The sequence below is a fragment of the Bacillus sp. JCM 19034 genome, assembly GCF_001310635.1.
GTDB lineage: Bacteria > Bacillota > Bacilli > Bacillales > Bacillaceae_D > Halalkalibacter.
Window position 1 is genome coordinate 66294 of record NZ_BAXR01000009.1, and the last position, 19393, is coordinate 85686.

The window sequence follows — 19393 nt, forward strand, 5'->3', positions numbered from 1 at the left end:
TAGATTGATCAAAAGCATTAGTTACGCTCAAGAGTGAACCTACTTTCTTGGGTCAAACTTGTGGTCTTGTCGTGCAGTACTTGAATGAAAAAGATGAACGTTTTATCTTAGGCGATTTTTTGACATTGTATTGGTTTGTCTATACAGTTGGGATGTTGGTGATTATAGTAGAAGTAGTAAGTAAGAGTTCGGAACAATTAAGGGGTGGCAAAATGATAGATACTAATTTTAATGACACGTTTTTGAGAGCTTGTAAAGGGGAGTCTCATGATCATGTACCAGTATGGTATATGCGTCAAGCTGGGCGTTCACAACCAGAATATCGGGAGTTGAAAAAGAAATATTCGTTATTTGAAATTACCCATGACCCTGAGTTATGTGCCTACGTGACGAAATTACCGGTTGATCAATATAACAATGATGCAGCTATTTTGTACAAAGATATTATGACACCACTCCCAGCGATTGGAGTTGAAGTTGATATAAAATCAGGGATCGGTCCTGTTATTGATAATCCAATACAATCGATGTTAGATGTGGAGAGGTTAGGTGAGATTCAACCTGAGGAAGATGTCCCTTACGTATTAGAAACGATAAAGCTATTAAGAAAACAGCTGTCAGTACCGCTTATTAGCTTTGGTGGTGCTCCATTTACACTTGCGAGCTATATGATTGAAGGGGGTCCGTCGAAAAATTATAATAATACGAAAGCATTTATGTATGCTCAACCAGAAGCTTGGCATTTATTAATGGATAAGTTAGGGAAGATGACAATTACATATGTAAAAGCGCAAATTGCAGCTGGTGCACAAGCCATTCAAATTTTTGATTCATGGGTTGGAACATTGAATGTAGCAGATTATCGTACGTATGTAAAACCTGTGATGAATAAGATTTTCGCTGCTCTGAAAGAGGAAGATGTACCACTTATTATGTTTGGAGTCGGAGCAAGTCATCTTATTAATGAATGGAACGATTTGCCTTTAGATGTCGTAGGCCTAGATTGGAGAATTTCAATTCAAGAAGCGAGAAATGCTGGGGTCAAGAAAACTGTGCAAGGAAATTTAGATCCTGCGATTTTATTAGCACCATGGAATGTCATAGAGGAGCGAACAAAAGCAATATTAGATCAAGGAATGCAAACGCCTAACTTTATTTTTAATTTAGGACATGGAGTTTTCCCTGAAGTAAAACCAGATACGTTAAGAAAACTGACTGCATTTGTTCATCAATACACAAACACTAAGTAGGGGGAATGGAAGATGACAAAGAAAAAATGGGACTACTTGTAATGGCGTATGGTACACCAAGAAAGAAGGAAGAAATTGAGCCTTACTACACTCATATTCGTCATGGCCGCAAGCCTTCACAAGAAGCGTTAGATGACTTGACTGAACGATATGAAGCAATTGGAGGCATTAGTCCTTTAGCGAAAATAACGGAGGACCAGGCGTATGGTCTTGAAAAAACATTAAATGAACGGTTTGACGATATTGAATTTAAAGCATATTTAGGATTAAAGCACATTGCCCCATTTGTTGAAGATGCTGTTAAGCAAATGAAGGAAGATGGGATTGAGGAAGGCATTAGTATTGTTTTAGCACCACATTTCTCAACGTTTAGTGTTAAATCGTACAACGGACGGCTCATGAGGAGGCAGAAAAGATTGGTGGTCCGAACATTGTGAGCGTTGAAAGCTGGTACGATGAGCCACTTTTTATTGATTACTGGGTTAAGCAAGTACAAGAAACAATGAAAGAAATAGAGGAAGATGATAAGGCTTGTGTGATTTTTTCTGCACATAGTTTACCAGAACGAATATTAAAAGATGGTGATCCTTATCCAGATCAATTGCAAGAAACAGCCGACCTAATTTCAAAACAGGCGGGAATTAAACATTATGAAATCGGTTGGCAAAGTGAAGGAAACACACCAGATCCATGGTTAGGTCCTGATGTTCAAGACTTAACGAGAGATTTATATGAAAAGCATGGCTATACTTCATTTATTTATTGTCCAGTTGGATTTGTTGCTGATCACCTTGAAGTGTTGTATGACAACGATTATGAGTGTAAAGTCGTCACCGATGAGCTTGGTGTTAACTATTATCGACCTGAAATGCCAAATGCTAAACAGGAATTTCTTGATTGTTTAGCTACTGTTATTGAGAAAAAGCTTGCTGGAAGTGAGTGATCATTTTGACAAAACGCATCGCGATTATTGGTGGGGGAATTACTGGTTTAGCTGCTGCATGTCAGTTAGAAAGAGCAGTTAAAGCTGGTGCGCAGCTTCAGTATGATTTGTATGAGGCCTCGGATCGTTTAGGAGGCAAAATTAGAACAGAAAAACGTGACGGATTTGTTATTGAACGGGGACCGGATTCTTTTTTAGCACGTAAGCAAAGTATGTCACGATTAGCAAAGGAAATTGGAATGGAAGATGAGCTTCTTGCTAATGACACAGGTCAAGCATACATTTTAAAAGGCTCGACATTATATCCAATTCCTGAAGGGGCTGTAATGGGAATTCCGACGCAGCTTAAGCCGTTTATGCAAACAGGTTTGCTCTCATTAAAGGGTAAGCTTGCTGTAACGAAGGATTTATTCTTACCCCCAGTTACTGAGCCTGATGAGGATCTTTCAGTGGGCCACTTATTCCGCAAACGTTTAGGTGATGAAGTAGTCGATCACCTCATTGAGCCGTTGTTATCAGGAATTTATGCTGGTGATCTAGATCGTTTAAGCTTGCGGGCCACTTTTCCCCATTTCCAAAAAATGGAGCAGGAGCATCGCAGCTTAATTAAAGGTCTCTCGCAACAACAGGCAGCTAATAAGCAAACAACGTCCAAGAAAAAAACAGGTATGTTTCTTTCGTTTAAACAAGGCTTAGAATCCTTTATTAAAGGAATTGAAGCTTACTTGCAGAGTGGGACAATTTATAAAGGAACTCACATTAAGGAAGTTATTAAAGCTGATAGTGGCTATCTATTGCAACTTGAGAAACAATCAAAGCAATATGATGCAGTCATTGTAGCTACACCTGCGAAAGTGACAGCGAATTTATTTGCTAACGAAAACCTGTTCTCTTATCTAAGAAATATGAAAGCTACTTCTGTGGCGACGGTTGCGATGGCTTTTAAAGAGGAGAATGTTAACTTACCATATGAGGGAACTGGCTTTGTTGTTTCAAAGAAAGGTAACCATATTATCACAGCATGTACGTGGACGCATAAAAAATGGAGCCACACAGCACCCAAAGGCTATGCCTTGCTGCGAGCATATGTCGGTCGTCCAGATGATTCACAGATAGTTGATCAAGCAGATGACGAAATTGTAAAGGCAGCATTAGCGAATTTAAAAACAATTGTCGCGATTGAAGGCGATCCCGACTTTTCTTATGTGACACGATGGAAGGAAGCTATGCCACAATACGAGGTCGGACATTCGTTTAAAATCAACAAACTTATGGAAGATGTTCAAAAGCATTATCCTGGGATCTTTTTAGCTGGAGGAGCATATAAAGGAATTGGCTTACCAGATTGTATTGATCAAGGGGAAGTAGCAGCGAGTGAAGTTCTTCAATTTTTGAATGAATCGTGACCATTACAATCATTAGTAAGAAGCCAGCGTATTTAATCATTGAAGATTAAGTAGCTGGCTTTGAAGCATTATTATAATCTATCTCCGTTAAAAATCGAGTTTTTCACAATAACGTAATCTACGTGACGAATAGAATCTAAAGTCGTTCCACCAGCATATGAAATCGAAGATTGAAGATCTTGTTCCATTTCCGTTAACGTATCCTGTAAGGAGCCTTTAAATTCAACGTACATTTTTTTTCCTTCGACGTTTTTCTTTTCACCTTTTTGATATTCAGAAGCAGAACCGAAATATTCTTTATATTGCTTTCCATCTTTTTCGAACGTTTCCCCTGGGGACTCCTCATGTCCGGCGAATAAGGATCCAATCATAACCATTGTTGCACCAAAACGGATTGATTTTGCGATATCACCATGTGTTCGTATTCCACCATCAGCAATGATCGGTTTAGTTGCTGCCTTTGCACACCAACGAAGTGCTGCTAATTGCCATCCGCCAGTACCGAAGCCAGTTTTAACTTTTGTGATACATACTTTACCAGGACCAATCCCGACCTTCGTTGCATCAGCACCAGCATTCTCTAGCTCCCGAACAGCTTCAGGAGTTCCAACATTACCAGCAATAACAAAGCTTTTAGGCAGGTGTTGTTTAATGTGCTGAATCATCTTAATAACTGAATTTGAATGACCATGTGCAATGTCAATTGTAATGAATTCAGGGAGTAACTGCCTTTCTGCAAGCTGCTCAATAAATTGATACTCTTCGTCTTTCACGCCAACACTTATGGAAGCGTAGAGGCCTTTCGCGTGCATATTCTCTATAAATGCTTGCCGTTTTTCTGGTTCAAATCGATGCATAATATAAAAATAATTATTTTCAGCGAGATATAGTGCTACCTCTTCATTGATGATTGTTTGCATATTTGCTGGTACAACAGGAAGTTTAAATTGACGCCCTCCAAAAATCACAGTAGTGTCACACTCAGAACGACTTGTAACCACACATTTATTTGGAATTAATTGAATATCTTCATAATCAAATACATTTTCCATTTTACACACTCCTAAATGAATCATTTTTAATAGTATTGTTCGTAATTAGAGTATTATCAAAAAATCCTAACTATAAATGGGTAGAGAAATCCACCCATTCGTAGTTAGGATTTTTAGGTTCCTAGTAGAGACTCTTAGACCATATTACTAAGAATATACGAATGTGTTACTTCATATACTTTTTAAACACAAATATTATTATAACCGAACTATTAAGATATGTAAATGGTTTTTTATTCGTCTTTTTTATACATTCCTGAAAAAGGAGTTTCGCGAGATTTGAAGAATATACCTTTATATAAAAATAGCCATAAAAAAGGAAAATGCTTATGAAAACAAATTATGAGCAAAAAATAGATACTATATTTAATAAGTTGACCAAATCAAGCCAAATTCATGAAAGCGTATTATTAATTGAGAGTAAAAATGGTGATTTTTCTTATAAAAAAGTATACGGAGGTAAAACAGAAGAAACATTATTGCTGCTGGCTAGCATTACAAAATTATTTACGACTACTTGTATATTCGCTTTAGAAGAAAAAGGTAAGCTGTCATTGGATGATAAAATAGTAAATTACTTTGATCAACATTTGATAAACAAGCTCCACGTATACAAGGGAGTGGATTATTCTGCTGAATTGACCATTTCTCATTTGATGTGTCAAACAAGTGGATTGCCGGATGTTTTGAGGAGAGGGAAGATAGTATCAAAAAGCATGTTATTCAAAAGGATTTACACATCAGTTTTGATGAAACGATTGCTATGACTAAGCAATTAAAGCCTCATTTCCCACCGAATTCTGCAAATAAAGCCTATTATGCGGACGTGAACTTCGATATTCTTGGAAAGATTATAGAGAAAGTAACTGATTCACGATTAGAAGATATTTATAATCAGTTTATCTATGAACCTCTGGGACTCAAAAATACTTATTTACCTCAAGAAGAAAATGACTTTGTTCCTGATATTTATTATAAACAAACCCGACTTCAACGCCCACTTTTTATCAATAGCTGCCCTGCAAGTGGTGGAGGAGTGTCGACAGCTCGAGAATTAATGGTATTTATGAAAGCATTTTTTAGTGGACAATTATTTAGCCACATTCATTTTAAGAAACATAGTCTGTCTAATCATTTACAAATGTCTATGTACCCAATTCAATACGGCGGTGGATATATGAGAATCCCTTTAGAAGGTTTTTCAACACTATTCACGGGGAAAGGTGAATTGGTCGGACATACAGGTTCAACAGGCTCATTTGCTTTTTATTATCCCCATAAGGAACTGTTTTTAGTAGGAGGTGTAAATCAGCTGGCTAATCCGACAATTCCGATTAGAACAGCCATAAAATTAGCTATTGCATTAAAATAGCTGTGTAATAAAAAAAGTGCTCAGATTTCATTATCTGAGCACTTTGACGCTTTATTCTTCTTCTAAAATTGCATCAAGTTTTGATGTATCAACAAAGCCTTCTAAGTTAGGCTCAACATCCATAAACTTTAGCTCATAAGAGGCATCTGCCCAAGCTTGTAATGCGTCTGGATGTGTTTCTGTTGTTACAACCATTCGATTCCATGCTTTTTCTAATACCGTTTCAGGTAGACGGTTTTGCGTCAGATCATAAAGGTGATCGTTAATCGTTGTTAATGTGTCATCAACGTTTTCAGCTGTATATTCAACTGCACGCTTATGACCACGAAGGACTGCATCGACAGCTTCTGGATTTTCTTCTAAAAATTCATTTGTCGTAACGATAACAACACTTGGCAATGTTTCACCAACAAATACTTCATCCCATTCAGCAACGACGTTGGCATTAAGTTCCTCTACTAAATAAGTCCCCCACGGTTCTGGTGCAGCTGCAGCATCAATTTGACCTTGTTCAAACATTGCTACCATATTTGCTGGATTAATTCGTGATTGATGTTCTACCGTTCCGCCAACACGATTCGATTCGAGACCGAGATCTTTTAACATAATTTCAAGTTGTACGTTATGAGTACAGCCATTACCTGGAGTACAGAACGATTTGCCACCAAAGTCTTCTAATGTTTCAATACCAGAATCTTCACGTGAGACGATTAATGTTGCTCCGTTTGCTGCAGCACCTAGTACGACAACATCTCCACCTGTTAAGAAGTAGTTAATAGCGGGGCCAGGGCCAACATAACCAATGTCCAATGTTCCTGTAGATAGGGCATCAATAAAGTCATTCCCATTCGGGAAATAATCGTAAATTGCTCCACGGTTTCCTAATTCTTCTTCAAAGTACTCTTTTTCTTTACCGATAATTGCAGCTGCGTGATCAAGGTTTGGAAAATAACCAATTCTTACATCCTCACCTGGAACTTCTTCGGCATCAGTTTCTGGGTTCGCACCATTTGTGTTTTCATCTGCTGTACCACATGCTGCGATAATAGTTAATAATACAGCTGTTGCGATTGTTAAAATCCATTTTTTCATGATGTTTATCTCTCCTTTTATTTTGCATATCCCCAACGAGTTAGTACTTTACGCTCAATAGGGTTAAAAATGAAATATTCTACGATAAGGCCAATAACAGCAATAATGATCATAATCGCAATAACAAGCTCCATATTAAAGAAATCTCGAGCATCCATTAGTGTACGACCTAAACCACCGCGTCCTAATAATTCAGCAGCCATTAATGCCCGCCAGCCAAAAGCCCATGATAGGCGAATGCCTGAAAGAGCAGAAGGGATAGAGGCAGGAATCATCACTTTCCAAATTAGCTCAAAGCCGCGGTATCCCATTGTTCTTGCTGCACGTATTAGAATTGGCTGTACATTTTTCATCCCCATACGTACATTCATTGTCATTGGCCATGTTCCCCCTAAAATAACGACAAATAGGATCGCCGTCGGTCCACCTTGAAACATGACAAGAGCTAGTGGGAGCCAGACGATACTAGGAACGGATTGTAAGGCAACGACAAGTGATCCTAATGTTTCATCAGCTAGTTTAGATGTTGCTAGAGTAATCCCTAAAATAGAACCAATAATAATAGCAAGAGCAAATCCAAGTAATATTCGTCCTAAGCTTGTTGTAAGGGCTGCAGTTAATATGCCTGTTTCAAAAAAACCTTTATAGAGCTCAACAAATGAAAGAAAGGGAGAAGGGAACATTTGTGTTCCAAAGACATCTAATCTATATATGATCTCCCATATCACGATGAGAACTGTAAAGAAGAGTAGCCTTCTGACTGCGGTAATCATCTCCCATCTCCTCCTTCATGACTTTATCTATTTCTCCAGCAAGACGCTGACTAATACGATCTTCTAAAGAAGTGAACGCTTCATCACCAGTTTTACGTGGCCGTGGAAAAGGAACATCGTATGTTTCAATAATCCCACCTGGTCGAGTTCCCATTAGAACGATTCGATCAGATAAGAGAATCGATTCACGAATGTTGTGAGTGACAAAGAGAATCGTTTTTTTCGTTTGCTGCCAAATATATTGAACTTCTTTATGAAGCATTGAGCGTGTTTGTTCATCGAGAGCTCCAAACGGCTCATCCATTAAAAGTACTTCTGGGTCCATTGCAAGTGCTCTAGCAATCGATACACGTTGCTTCATACCACCTGAAAGCTCATGCGGGTAAGAGTTAATAAATTTACTTAAGTGAACCAGCTTTAAATATTCAATGGCCCGTTCTTTAGCTTCAGCCTTACCGTACTGCTTTTTGATGGCAAACATTACATTGTCAAGGACTGACATCCATGGCATGAGTGCTGCTTCTTGGAAGACAACGCCTCGATCAGCACCTGGCCCTTTAACTTCATGGTCGCCAACGTATACAACACCGTTACTAGCTTTATCGAGACCAGCGACAATATTTAATAAAGTCGACTTTCCACATCCAGATGGTCCGAGTAACGAAACAAATTCACCCGAATGAACTTCTAAGTCAATATTATCAAATACGGTATATGACGTTTTTTCTTCTTTATTTTCAAATGTTTTGCCTACATTTTTTATTTTTACATTAGACATAATATGCTCCCCCTTTCTCTTGGCTCTTCCTTTATTCGTAATTCATACTTTTCTTGTCGGTTTAAACTTGTTTTAGTATAACAGATTCGCGACCGCTGTCAATTCCCTTTTTATCTAGGGGAAAGTTATCATTTTAAATGCACTCATTGTGTGGGAAATTGCCTTGTTTTATAAATCGAGGAGCTCATTTTTATACATATCATTATTTCCTATTATGTATAAAAGAATTAGATTCAATCGTTTTCATGTTCAAATTCACTAAAAGCTACTGGTTTATGGTAAGATAATCGATAGAAAAAGAATGTCCGAACTATTTACGTTGGGGGAACGAGGAAGTCAATGGAAGAAAAAGATGTCATTAAAGCGCTCCGTCATGCTAGGCATGATTGGTTAAATGTAATCCAATTAATTAAAGCAAATGTTGCACTTAAACGCTATGATCGAATCGAAGGAATTATCGAGCAGGCGACAAGGCAAGCTTTTTGTGAAAGTCGACTATCATCACTCTCTGTAACAAAGGTTGAATATTATCTTCTTACTTATCATTGGAATCAATATCCAGTTCAATTAGAGTATGAGATTGTTGGAGAGCCTTTTTCTCTTAAGCATGAAGAAGATCGTCTTTTTCGGTTATGTCAGTCAGTATTGGAAAAACTAAATAATACGTGTACGGAAGATGCAGAGCACAATGTGCTACTTTCATTTGTTTTTAATGAGGGCGGTTGTCAAGTAACATTTGATTTTCAAGGGGTCGTGCAGATGAGAGTTGAGGAATGGGAAGAATTAATGCCATTACATCTCACTGTTGAAGACTTCCATGAAAAGGAATGCTTATTATCTGCATGTTTTTCGAAAAATGAGGTGAGACATTAATGTTTGTTGATAAGGTAAAAGTATATGTAAAAGGTGGAGACGGTGGGAACGGACAAGTTTCTTTTCGTCGTGAAAAATATGTTCCAGATGGTGGCCCAGCTGGTGGAGACGGTGGTCGAGGAGCAAGTGTTGTATTTGAAGTGGAAGAAGGGTTACGAACGTTAATGGACTTCCGCTATCAACGTCATTTTAAGGCATCTAGAGGGGAACACGGTCGACCGAAAAATCAGCATGGGAAAAATGCTGAGGATATGATCGTTAAAGTGCCACCTGGCACAACTGTTATAGATGCAGAAACAGAACAAGTAATAGCAGATCTTACGGAGCATGGTCAACGTGCTGTTATCGCAAAAGGGGGACGAGGTGGTCGAGGTAATACACGGTTTGCTACTCCTGCAAATCCAGCTCCGGAAATTGCTGAAAATGGTGAGCCTGGACAAGAACGTGATGTTATTCTTGAATTAAAGGTGTTAGCTGATGTCGGGTTAGTTGGTTTTCCGAGTGTAGGAAAGTCAACGTTATTATCGGTTGTATCTGCAGCAAAGCCGAAGATCGCTGATTATCATTTCACAACTATTTCCCCCAATTTAGGTGTTGTCGAGACAGAGGATCAGCGTAGCTTTGTAATGGCAGATTTACCAGGATTGATTGAAGGGGCACATGAAGGTGTTGGTCTTGGCCATCAATTTTTAAGACATATTGAGCGAACGAGAGTGATTGTTCATGTGATTGATATGTCAGCACTCGAAGGTCGTGATCCTTATGAAGACTTCCTATTAATTAATGAGGAATTAAAGCAATTCAACTTGCGATTATTGGAGCGTCCTCAAATCATCGTAGCGAATAAAATGGATATGCCGGATTCAGAAGCAAACTTAGAGAAGTTTAAAGAACAAATAAATGCTGATTATCCTATTTTTCCAATCTCTGCTGTTACGAGACAAGGATTACGTGAATTGTTGCTTACGATTGCCGATAAGTTAGAAGAAACACCAGAATTCCCGCTTCATGAAGAAACAGAGGAATCAACTCGTGTATTATATAAGCATACGAAAGCAGATGTTCCGTTTGTGATTTCTCGAGATGATGACGGTGCGTATGTCTTATCTGGGGCACAAATTGAAAAGTTATTTAAAATGACTGATTTTTCCAGAGAGGAATCCATTCGACGTTTTTCAAGACAATTGCGTGGGATGGGTGTTGACGATGCTCTACGTGAACGTGGGGCGAAAGATGGAGACATTGTTCGCTTGTTAAGCTTTGAGTTTGAATTTATTGATTAAGAAGTACATGCACATTATACAGTTGTATAGTGTGCATGTTTTTTAAGGCCGCTTAGTATCAATTATTGTTATGTTTTAAACAGGGTTAGAGGCTTCACTGTTTCTTATTCCTTCTAAGGCAAAGGCATCTAACTCTTAATTCTTTTAATTCACAATCATTAATTGCTGCTATAGTACTGCAATAGCCAGTCGAAGTGTAAACTTGGGTTATAGGTTGTAATTAGAATGATGAAGTATTTGTTTGTACTAATTAAGTAAGGAGAATAACGAACTTTGCAGGAATTTCAAGGGAGTAATTGCAGCTTATTCCTTACATATTTTCTTGATAGAACCATACTTATAGAACTGCAAAACGACGCATCAAAAAAATAACCTCTCGTATTTCTTATTGTCAAATAGGTGCAGTACTATTTATAATAGGAAAGATAAAGTAGTGGTAAGGTAGGTGCTGTAATTTGACATCAAGGAAGGACTTTGACTTTTATTTAGTTCGTGCTGATATGTTAACTGAAGCGATGGAAAAAACATTACAAGCTAAAGAATTGCTACATTCAGGTAAAGTCACAAAAATTAACGAGGCGGTTCATCAGGTTGGTATGAGTCGCAGTGCTTTTTATAAATATAAAGATGGCATTTTTCCTTTCCATACGATGGTTCGTGAAAAGATTGTCACGTTATCGATTATTTTAGTGGATCGATCAGGTTCTCTTTCTCAGCTGCTCGGAAAGGTGGCTGAAACTGGGGCAAATGTGTTAACGATAAATCAGACAATTCCATTGCAAGGTCGTGCCCATATGACGATCACAATAGATACAGCACCGATGAAGCTTGACCTTGGAGAATTAATGGATTGGATTGAACAGCTAGAAGCAGTTGAAAAGATTGAATTAGTAGGAACTGGATCTTAAAAGGAGCGAAAACAACATGAAGGTTGGCTATTTAGGACCTAGAGGGACATTTACCGAGATGGCAGCACGTGGCTTATTTGCCAAAGAGTTTCTAATACCTTTTCGGACGATTCCGGCTTGTATGGATGCGGTAGCAAAAGGAGACGTGGAGCTTGCGGTAGTACCAATTGAAAACGCAATTGAAGGCACCGTTAATTTGACCTTAGATTATTTAATTCATAAGCAACGTTTACCGATTGTCGGTGGTGTGACGTTGCCGATCGTGCAGCATTGTTTAATTCATCCAAGCAATAAAGAGAAACAAATTGAGAAAATCATTTCACACCCACATGCTATTGCCCAGTGCCATGATTTCTTGCAACAGTTCTATCCTAATGCTGAGTGGGAGCATATGAATTCAACTGCTTCTGCTGCAGAATATGTTGCCAATCATCCAGAAATGCCAATTGCAGCTATTGCAAATGAATTAGCGGCAGAAGAATATGATCTAGTGATTTCTCATGACAACGTACATGATTATCAACAAAATAGAACAAGTTTTGTTGTTCTAAGGAAACGTGAAGATGCTATTTCGATAGAAGGGCCAGCACGAATGGAAGATAAAACAACATTAATGGTTACATTACCTTCTGATTTTTCAGGTGCACTTCACCAAGTATTATCAGCATTCGCATGGAGGAAGTTAAACTTGACGAAAATTGAATCGAGGCCAACTAAGACAGGTCTTGGTAATTATTTCTTTATTATTGACGTTGAAAAGAAGCTTGATGATGTATTAATACCTGGTGTCATCTCGGAGTTAGAGGCACTTGGCTGTGGAGTAGAGCTTTTAGGAAGTTATCCATGTTATGACTTAGCAATTGTCCAAACGAAAGCGTAAATATCAAAAACAACAAAAAAGCGCTACATTTTAGCGCTTTTTTGTTGTTTTTGATTGATGATGTCTATAACGACTGTATGCCTTTAGAAACGATTGAAATCCATAGCCTACTAGTAAAACAAAAAGAAGGAGTGCAGCATAGGAAGTATATTCACGAAATCCTAACAGCAGAGCAAGAGCGAATAAAATGACCGAAAAAAAGAGAAGCTTAAAGCTTGTTCTCATCAAAACGCACCTTTTTGTTGTATAAAGTCAACTACTTGCTTATTCATATTCATCAAGCAAAAACCCTTTCTTGTCGAGCTCAGCGATAGCATGGTCAATTTGGGCTTCGCTCGCAGCTTCGACCAAGTGGAGGTGTACACCATCAGTTAGCTCTAACAGAAGCGAGGAATTCGTTTCGTCTAACCGTTGACAAAAGCGTTCAACATCATGTCGAGTCGAGACCATAAGGGAAGCGGTTATTTCCCCGTAGATTGCATGCTCGACTATAACCTGTGAGACGGTTAAGCCGTGATCGACAAGAATATATAATTCTTCTCTCGTTTCGTCGCGATCGTGTTTACAGGCAATCATGCGCTTAGCTAGTTCAGGCTTTTTGATTTGATTGTATAAGTAACCTTGGGCGGTGGCAATAATAGGATGCTTTTTCGCTTTTAGGATCGAAATATCTTGGACAATCACTTGTCTACTAACATTCGTTCTTTTCGATAATTCACTGCCCGTAATCGGAGCACTTGTAGAAGTTAGCCATTCAACTATTCGTTTACGCCGTTCTTCGCCTAAAATTTTCTTTCCGTTATTCATGTTCATTTCTCCTTTAGTACCGTTCGAGAATCTCCTTTATCGCTATTATTAGTTTATCGACATCTTCTTTCGTTGTCCATCGTCCAAATGTAATTCGAATAAGCTCATATGCTTCTTCTTTTGTACGACCGACACTCATTAAAGTTGATGAAGGAGTTGTATCGCCCACTCGACAGGCCGAGCCAGTAGAAATAGAAAGCCCTCTTCGATTACATTCAAGCATAACAAGCTGGCCCTCAATTCCTTTAAGACGTAATGCTAAATGAAATGGTAACCGCTCAGTTGGATGACCTTCGAGAATTAACCGGTTATCATGATGAAAAGCTTGTAAAAACAAATCCCTAAAATGAGCGAGCCGTTCCATTTCTTGCTGACGCAAAAACGCAGACTCTTCAGCAGCAGCGGTAAATGCAGCAATAGCAGGAGTATCAATTGTACCAGCACGAAATCCATTTTCATGAGTTGTTCCTCGCAAAAATGAATTCCAAGGAATTTGCTTTTGAATATAGGCAAGTCCTACTCCTTTAGGTCCGTAGCATTTATGGGCTGATACACTTATGCTCGTTAAATTTGAAAGCGGAATGGGAATCTTTCCAAATGTTTGCACACAATCACAATGAAAAAGGATTTTGTGTTCATTGAGGATTCTTCCAATTGTTTGCAAATCTTGTACTGTCCCTACTTCACTGTTCGCATGGCCAATGGAAACGAGAATAACATCCTCATTAAGTAAGTGAAGGAGATCAGAGATTTCTACTTTACCATATTGGTCGACGGGAAGATAGCTAATCGTAAAGCCTAGATTTTCAAGATAATGTAATGCTTGATGAACGGAGTGGTGTTCCCCTTTTGTCGTTAAAATGGTTCGACCTTTGTTTTGATGGGCAAAAGCCAAACTAGTTAAAGCTAAAAACGTTGCTTCAGATCCTGATCCGGTAAAATAAAGTTCTTCTGCATGACAGTCTAGTATATCGCTTAGAGAACGTCTACTCATTTCCAATACATCAGCACTTTCTTGTCCGTGTCTATGCAAGCTGCGGCTATTACCGTAGTATTCCTTTGCAACTTTACTATACGTTTCAATAGCAATATTTGACATAGGTGTTGTAGCACTATAATCAAAATAAATCATCTTATCAACTCACTTCTTTCATAAAAAACTGTCCATAGAAATTTATTAAAAGATCTCAAAATAATTTCAACTTTCCTAAAATAACATCTTGCCACGTTTATTATTTTATGTAAAGATAGGTGACAAGACAAGTGTTAAGTTTAATTGGAGGTGAAGACATGGCTGGACAAACAGCTGATGTCGTCATCATTGGTAGTGGTGTTGCAGGCTTGATGACAGCACATTTATTGGCTGATGATTTAAATGTGATATTAATCACAAAGTCAAAGGTAAGCAAGAGTAATTCTAGCTGGGCACAAGGCGGAATGGCTGCATCACTAGGGAAAGATGATACGTGGCAACAGCATTTTGTAGATACATTAAAGGCAGGCAGAATCATCATCATGAACAGCATGTTGAATATTTAGTAAAGAGAGCACCTGCTATTGTGAAATGTTTGCAAGCGTTAGGGATACGTTTTGACCAAAAGGATGATGAACTTATTTTAGGGATGGAAGGAGCTCATCAACGAAGACGTATTGTTCATGTGAACGGAGATCAAACAGGTCAGGCCTTTACGGCTGCTTTGATTAACGCAATAAAAACGCGAGTAAATATTCTTGAAGAAACAATTGCCTATTCACTAATTAAGAAGGATCAGCGTGTGATTGGAGTTAAAACAAATAAAGGAACAATATTTGCGAAAACAACAGTGTTAGCAACAGGTGGATTAGGTCAGCTTTATTCGTATACATCCAATGTTCAAGAGGCAACAGGTGATGGATATGCTCTTGCCTATCGGACCGGAGCAACGTTAAAGGATATGGAATTCGTTCAGTTTCATCCGACCCTTTTTATTAGCAACAATGAATCGCAAGGACTAATAAGTGAGGCGGTTCGGGGAGAAGGTGGAATGCTGATTAATGAAGAAGGGCATAAAATTATGTCATGTCATCCAGAGGCTGATTTAGCTCCACGTGATGTCGTAAGTCGGGCGATATATCGAGCTATCCAAAAGGGTGAGCACGTGTATCTTGACTGTCGAGGCATTCAGAACATTACTAAGCGATTTCCTGGGTTAACTAAACGGGCTAAAAAAGTAGGGATAGACTTAACTACTACACCCGTTCAGGTATCGCCTGGTGCACATTTTTGCAGTGGTGGAGTCGAAGTAAATGTATTCGGGCAAACGTCTCTTAATGGCTTATACGCTGTCGGAGAAGTAGCATGTACAGGTGTGCATGGAGCGAATCGATTAGCCAGTAATTCTTTGCTTGAAGGATTTGTGTTTGCCGAGAAGGTTAGTGAAGCTGTGAAAAGGGAGAGCAAGCAAAAAAAACTCGTTGAGATTGCATTAGAGTCATTGAAAACAACTACTAAGAAAAGAATTCCATCAAAAGTAGCGATCCAACAGAAACTGATGGATTATGCTGGAATAGAACGTTCTTTTATTGGTCTACGTACTTTAAAAAATTGGTTGGCCCCATATATTGAAGAAGCATTAGTCGTATTTGACGAAGAAGATGTGGATTATTTTGAACGGAAAAATATGATCGTAACAGCAAGTCTTATTGTTGAAGGGGCATTAAAGCGAACCGAAAGTAGGGGTGGGCACTTTCGCTCAGACTTTCCGGAACAAGATCAACGTTGGCTAAAAAAATATGTAAAGCACGAAATAAATAGAAAATTTCAAAATAGTAAAACCGAGGTCATATAAAAGGTAAGGTTAGGGGATGAGAAAGTGAATCAATTACTGTTAAAACGCAAGCTTGAAGAATTTTTTTAGAAGACATTGGTGAGGGTGATGTAACGACAGAATCGTTAGCTGTTAGTCTAGGTGTTCGCCATGCGAACATTATTGCAAAAGAGGACGGTATTATGGCTGGAGCACAAGTTGTTGTCATTGGCTATGAACTCATTAATCGTGAAGTGTCTGTTGAGTTGTTCAAAAAGACGGAGAGGTATTTAAAAAAGGAGAAATTCTAGCAACAGTTTCAGGTAATGTCAATGATTTACTTGCAGGTGAGCGAGTAATTTTGAATTTGCTTCAACGTATGTCTGGTATTGCATCGATGGCTCATAAAGCGAAGAATATCCTAAATGATCCAACGATTCGGATTTGTGACACGAGAAAAACTACACCTGGGTTACGTATGCTAGAAAAATATGCGGTTCGTTGTGGTGGTGCTTATAATCACCGACGTAGTTTAAGTGATGCTGTACTAATAAAAGAAAATCACATTCAAGCAAGTGGTGGTGTAACACAAGCCGTTGAAGCAGTACGTAGTCAAATTGGCATATGGTAAAAATAGAGGTTGAAACAACTAACGAACAAGAGGTTAAGGAAGCAATTGATGTTGGTGTAGATGTGATTATGTTTGATAATGCGAGTCCATCTGAGGTGAAGAGATACCTGCAGTTTGTACCGGATCAGATCGTTACAGAAGCATCAGGGGGATAACGTTGGAGACGTTAGCCGAGTATCGCGGATGTGGCTGTCAATATATTTCTCTTGGCTGTTTAACACACTCAGTTCAATCAACAGATATTAGCTTTTTATTAATGGGGGAGACACAACAATGAGCATATTACAGCAATTAACGACAATTGATCGTTTGCCTGAGTATTACCGTAAGATGACGCTAGATGAAAAACGAGAGCGTATTTGGATGATTAAGAAACGATTAGGTAAAAGGTTATTTATACCTGGACACCATTATCAACGGGATGAAGTGATTGAATTTGCAGATGTGACGGGAGATTCCCTGCAATTAGCACAAATTTCACAAGACAACAAGGATGCGGAATACATCGTGTTTTGTGGAGTCCACTTTATGGCAGAAACGGCAGATATGCTTACGACTGATGCACAACATGTTATTTTGCCAGATTTAAAAGCAGGATGTTCAATGGCTGATATGGCAGATATTAATCAAACTGAATATGCTTGGGAGGTTTTGCAGGATTTGTTCGGTGAATCGATTTTGCCACTCACGTATGTAAATAGCACAGCTGCAATAAAAGCTTTTTGTGGTCGAAATGGTGGAGCAACCGTTACGTCATCAAACGCTAAGAAGATGGTTGAATGGGCATTTACGCAAAAAGAAAGGCTTTTGTTCTTACCTGATCAACATCTAGGCAGAAATACAGCATATGACATAGGTATTGCTTTAAATGAGATGGCCGTGTGGGATCCGATTAATCGCAAACTTGAATATGAAGGTGATATCAAGAAGATAAAGGTAATCTTATGGAAAGGACATTGTTCTGTTCATGAAAAATTTACTGTTTCTCAAATCGAACAATTCCGCAAAGATTCACCAAAGACAAAGATTATTGTTCACCCAGAATGCCCACATGAGGTCGTGCAAGCAGCTGATTTAAATGGGTCTACCCATTTCATTATTGAGACAATTCGTCAGGCAAACTCTGGAACATCTTGGGCAGTTGGAACAGAGATGAATTTAGTTAAACGACTTGCCAAGCAACATCCCGACAAGGAAATTGTTTCATTAAATCCAACGATGTGCCCATGTCTAACAATGAACCGGATTGATATTGACCATTTGTTATGGTCATTAGAGGAGTTGGAAAAAGGTAACTTCCATTACCCGATTACTGTTGATGAAACGACAACTATAGAAGCAAAATTCGCTTTAGAAAGAATGCTCCAACGTAAATAATATAGGTAGCTGTCATGAAATATAAGTTATTGCTGTCGTTTTTGGTCAGATTGACCTTGCGGCAGCTTATTTTTATCCAGCTTATTTTTATCATTTTTGGCAGCTTAGTTTGAAAAAAATAGAGTATTTTACTTATAGGCATAAACCCTTTTTTGTGAACATAAACTGTGCTAAAAGCCGATTTCATTGCATTTTTGTGAAAGGCTCGTGTCATTTCGCCTACATTCACATAGGATGATATTGAGAACAAGAGGAGGGGAAAGATTGTGAAAATTCATATTGTCCAAAAAGGCGACACTCTTTGGAAGCTGGCGCAAAAGTACGGTGTGGACTTTGAAAAGTTAAAAGCTGCAAATGCTCAATTATCTAATCCAAATATGATAATGCCTGGAATGAAAATTAAAATTCCAACTGGTAGTGTCCCAGTTAAAAAGGAAGCACCTACTCAAATGGCTCCCGTAAAAGAGAAACCGATTCAAATGCAACCAAAAGAACAGCCGAAAGAACAGCCAGTAAAAATGCCGAAGATGGAGATACCAGTAGCTCCACCACCGCCGCCACAGCCATCAACAAAAAAAATGAATTTCAAGAAAAATATTTACGAAACAAATATCCATTTTTATAAGCCGCAACCACAACCAACAAAAAAACCAGCACCGTTAGTGAAACCAAAGGAAGCAAAAAAAGAAGAAGTGAAGGAAGAAGTAAAAAAGCCAACACCACAACCTTATAAAAAGCCAATACAAAAGCCTACTTATCAGAAGCCACAGCAACAAGTTAAACCTATGCCACCACAAGCCCAACCAATTCAAACTCAACAGCAGCCAATCTACCATCAACCGATGGAATTGCCCATTGATTGCACACCTGTACCTATAAGTCCAGTTATGCCAGGCTGTGCACCTAAGCAGAATCCATACCATGCAGTGAATCAAATGAATATGCAGCCGCAGCCGATGCCTTATTATCCACAAACGATGCAACCATATCCTACAAATTCAGGCTGTAAAGACTGTGGCCCACAGCAGCCAATGTTTCAACAGCCATTAACGCAAATGCCACAAGACTCAATGCAGCAAATGCAGATGATGCCACCACAAGACCCAATGCAGCAAATGCAGATGATGCCACCACAAGACCCAATGCAGCAAATGCAGATGATGCCACCACAAGACCCAATGC

Annotated in this window: 17 protein-coding genes, 3 pseudogenes and 1 riboswitch; of the genes and pseudogenes, 13 read left to right on the forward strand and 7 right to left on the reverse strand. The window is 38.7% G+C overall.

Features of this window, described 5'->3' with window-relative positions; all coding sequences use genetic code 11:
- Positions 1-212: 212 nt before the first annotated feature.
- The 3 genes and pseudogenes from hemE to hemY all read left to right on the forward strand — a co-directional run bounded on the left by hemE (position 213) and on the right by hemY (position 3599).
- Positions 213-1250 carry a uroporphyrinogen decarboxylase gene (hemE, locus tag JCM19034_RS13770; protein ID WP_062050661.1) on the forward strand — a complete coding sequence of 346 codons (1038 nt, stop codon included), beginning with the start codon at positions 213-215 and terminating at the stop codon, positions 1248-1250.
- Between the two features lie 5 nt (positions 1251-1255).
- Positions 1256-2193: pseudogene (gene hemH, locus JCM19034_RS13775) on the forward strand (ferrochelatase).
- 5 nt (positions 2194-2198) lie between these two features.
- Positions 2199-3599 (forward strand): protoporphyrinogen oxidase, encoded by a 1401-nt coding sequence (gene hemY, locus JCM19034_RS13780; RefSeq protein WP_062050663.1) that lies wholly within the window; start codon positions 2199-2201, stop codon positions 3597-3599.
- Positions 3600-3670: 71 nt separating this feature from the next.
- Here hemY and guaC read toward each other — a convergent pair whose 3' ends face one another.
- Entirely contained in the window at positions 3671-4651 is a 981-nt protein-coding gene (gene guaC / locus JCM19034_RS13785) for a GMP reductase (RefSeq protein WP_062050622.1), read from the reverse strand.
- 81 nt (positions 4652-4732) lie between these two features.
- Positions 4733-4832, reverse strand: a riboswitch (purine riboswitch).
- Between the two features lie 148 nt (positions 4833-4980).
- Here guaC and JCM19034_RS24180 point away from each other — a divergent pair.
- The gene (locus JCM19034_RS24180; RefSeq protein ID WP_062050624.1) at positions 4981-5418 is read left to right on the forward strand and encodes a serine hydrolase; all 438 of its coding nucleotides are present in this window, start codon (positions 4981-4983) and stop codon (positions 5416-5418) included.
- Positions 5415-6023, forward strand: coding sequence for a serine hydrolase (locus JCM19034_RS24185; RefSeq protein WP_062050626.1), 609 nt, complete (start codon positions 5415-5417; stop codon positions 6021-6023). The genes JCM19034_RS24180 and JCM19034_RS24185 overlap by 4 nt, the downstream gene beginning before the upstream one ends.
- Before the next feature lie 51 nt (positions 6024-6074).
- On the opposite strand, the gene JCM19034_RS13800 is transcribed toward JCM19034_RS24185, so the two are convergent.
- From JCM19034_RS13800 to JCM19034_RS13810, 3 genes are read right to left on the reverse strand one after another with little or no spacing between them, the layout of a single operon-like run.
- Positions 6075-7115: an aliphatic sulfonate ABC transporter substrate-binding protein gene (locus JCM19034_RS13800; RefSeq protein ID WP_062050629.1), complete on the reverse strand. Its 1041-nt coding sequence runs from the start codon at positions 7113-7115 to the stop codon at positions 6075-6077.
- 17 nt (positions 7116-7132) lie between these two features.
- Positions 7133-7888, reverse strand: a complete 756-nt coding sequence (locus JCM19034_RS13805) for an ABC transporter permease (RefSeq protein WP_062050631.1) — start codon at positions 7886-7888, stop codon at positions 7133-7135.
- Complete coding sequence (locus JCM19034_RS13810) at positions 7821-8666, reverse strand: ABC transporter ATP-binding protein (RefSeq protein ID WP_062050633.1); 846 nt, start codon at positions 8664-8666, stop codon at positions 7821-7823. The genes JCM19034_RS13805 and JCM19034_RS13810 overlap by 68 nt, the downstream gene beginning before the upstream one ends.
- Before the next feature lie 339 nt (positions 8667-9005).
- Here JCM19034_RS13810 and JCM19034_RS13815 point away from each other — a divergent pair, with 339 nt between their 5' ends.
- The 4 genes from JCM19034_RS13815 to pheA all read left to right on the forward strand — a co-directional run bounded on the left by JCM19034_RS13815 (position 9006) and on the right by pheA (position 12610).
- A complete protein-coding gene (locus tag JCM19034_RS13815; protein ID WP_062050635.1) occupies positions 9006-9539 on the forward strand; it encodes a Spo0B C-terminal domain-containing protein in 534 nt (177 codons plus the stop codon).
- Positions 9539-10822 carry a GTPase ObgE gene (obgE, locus tag JCM19034_RS13820; RefSeq protein ID WP_062050636.1) on the forward strand — a complete coding sequence of 428 codons (1284 nt, stop codon included), beginning with the start codon at positions 9539-9541 and terminating at the stop codon, positions 10820-10822. Before JCM19034_RS13815 ends, obgE begins: the two co-directional genes overlap by 1 nt.
- Before the next feature lie 455 nt (positions 10823-11277).
- Positions 11278-11730, forward strand: a complete 453-nt coding sequence (locus JCM19034_RS13825) for an ACT domain-containing protein (RefSeq protein ID WP_062050638.1) — start codon at positions 11278-11280, stop codon at positions 11728-11730.
- A gap of 16 nt (positions 11731-11746) precedes the next feature.
- On the forward strand, positions 11747-12610 hold the full coding sequence (gene pheA / locus JCM19034_RS13830) for a prephenate dehydratase (RefSeq protein WP_062050640.1): 864 nt from the start codon (positions 11747-11749) through the stop codon (positions 12608-12610).
- Positions 12611-12640: 30 nt separating this feature from the next.
- On the opposite strand, the gene JCM19034_RS13835 is transcribed toward pheA, so the two are convergent.
- The 3 genes from JCM19034_RS13835 to JCM19034_RS13845 are packed head-to-tail and all read right to left on the reverse strand — an operon-like array spanning position 12641 to position 14549.
- On the reverse strand, positions 12641-12835 hold the full coding sequence (locus tag JCM19034_RS13835; protein WP_062050642.1) for a hypothetical protein: 195 nt from the start codon (positions 12833-12835) through the stop codon (positions 12641-12643).
- A 39-nt stretch (positions 12836-12874) separates the two neighbouring features.
- Complete coding sequence (locus tag JCM19034_RS13840; RefSeq protein WP_062050645.1) at positions 12875-13423, reverse strand: transcription repressor NadR; 549 nt, start codon at positions 13421-13423, stop codon at positions 12875-12877.
- 7 nt (positions 13424-13430) lie between these two features.
- Entirely contained in the window at positions 13431-14549 is a 1119-nt protein-coding gene (locus JCM19034_RS13845) for an IscS subfamily cysteine desulfurase (RefSeq protein ID WP_062050647.1), read from the reverse strand.
- Positions 14550-14734: 185 nt separating this feature from the next.
- Here JCM19034_RS13845 and JCM19034_RS13855 point away from each other — a divergent pair.
- From JCM19034_RS13855 to safA, 4 genes and pseudogenes are all read left to right on the forward strand, one after another.
- Positions 14735-16242: pseudogene (locus tag JCM19034_RS13855) on the forward strand (FAD-binding protein); the annotation flags it as partial.
- 27 nt (positions 16243-16269) lie between these two features.
- Positions 16270-17111: pseudogene (nadC, locus tag JCM19034_RS13860) on the forward strand (carboxylating nicotinate-nucleotide diphosphorylase).
- Complete coding sequence (gene nadA / locus JCM19034_RS13865) at positions 17108-18211, forward strand: quinolinate synthase NadA (protein WP_062050653.1); 1104 nt, start codon at positions 17108-17110, stop codon at positions 18209-18211. The pseudogene nadC and the gene nadA overlap by 4 nt, the downstream one beginning before the upstream one ends.
- A 266-nt stretch (positions 18212-18477) precedes the next feature.
- The coding region (safA, locus tag JCM19034_RS13870; protein ID WP_156323992.1) for a SafA/ExsA family spore coat assembly protein at positions 18478-19393 on the forward strand (916 nt) is incomplete at its 3' end.